The sequence below is a fragment of the Pseudoalteromonas sp. 0303 genome (assembly GCF_013349995.1).
In the GTDB taxonomy this organism is placed as follows: domain Bacteria; phylum Pseudomonadota; class Gammaproteobacteria; order Enterobacterales; family Alteromonadaceae; genus Pseudoalteromonas.
In genome coordinates this window covers 1-958 of sequence record NZ_JABVXF010000108.1, presented here as the reverse complement: position 1 = coordinate 958, position 958 = coordinate 1, and the positions used below count along the sequence as shown (strand labels likewise).

General features: G+C 35.9%; 1 protein-coding gene. It reads left to right on the top strand.

Features of this window, described 5'->3' with window-relative positions; genetic code table 11:
- Positions 1-50: 50 nt before the first annotated feature.
- A partial coding sequence (locus HUS62_RS22335) for a hypothetical protein (RefSeq protein WP_220095107.1) occupies positions 51-958 on the top strand: 908 nt, incomplete at its 3' end.

The following is a 958-nucleotide window of genomic DNA, read 5'->3' as shown; positions in this document are numbered from 1 at the left end:
ATGGGTTAGGTTATGAGCTGTATAAATGTGTAGAGTCTAAAGCAATAGATTTGAAGTCGGTAGCAACTATTCGAGATAGTTTTGCCCAAATAATTTGGGAGAATAGAACTGAGGAATCACGCATATTTCGAGCGGATTCAAAATATCAGCACTTTGCTGATGCTGTTTATTGCTCCTGTTCAAAGACGGTTCTGTATTCGAAGGAAGAGTTTGAAGACTGGGCATGGTCACTGGCGGTAGCCTTTCACTTTTCAGAGTATCAAGAAAGTATTATTGCTAGGGATGAATTCGAAGAGTTAAAAGGCATTCTAAAAACATCACTTGTACATAGAGAAGCGTATTATTGGGCTTGTCTTAAGTTAGTGAAAGCGCTTGAAGGTGAAAAAGACCTTCTGATTAGTGATTGTCATATCGATCACACTAATTTACTTAAGCCATATGACAAGAATGATATTCCTTGGCTATTAGATGCATTTAAAAACAGCAAGTCAAAAGATAAAAGGGCAGCTTCCTTATTTAGATTACTGCAGTTAGTAACTACTCTGAAACTACCAAAGCTTGAAGACACATTAAAAGAACTCATTTCTGAAGATTGTGAATATTACCCATATTTACACAGTAAATTATATCCAGTTCCAATCGAGCCCGATGAATATGAACGTGAATTAAAGCAGCGTCGTGAAGAAGCAAAAGTAAAAGAAGAAGAAAGAGTGAAAGGCTGGACTGAATGGAGAAAGCAAGTTTTAAACAGCCCGACTTTTGAATTAGATGAAGAGAAGTTTGAAAACACTTTTTTTAATATTTTTAAAATGCTGAGGCAATCTAAATCCAACTATATGAAATGGGGGTGTTGGGATTCGGAAGCAATAGAGCGAATATTCTCAAAAGATTTTTTAGATGCGATAAGGATTAAGCTATCTCAGTATTGGAAAAACACTGACATAAAGCTATTCAGTGA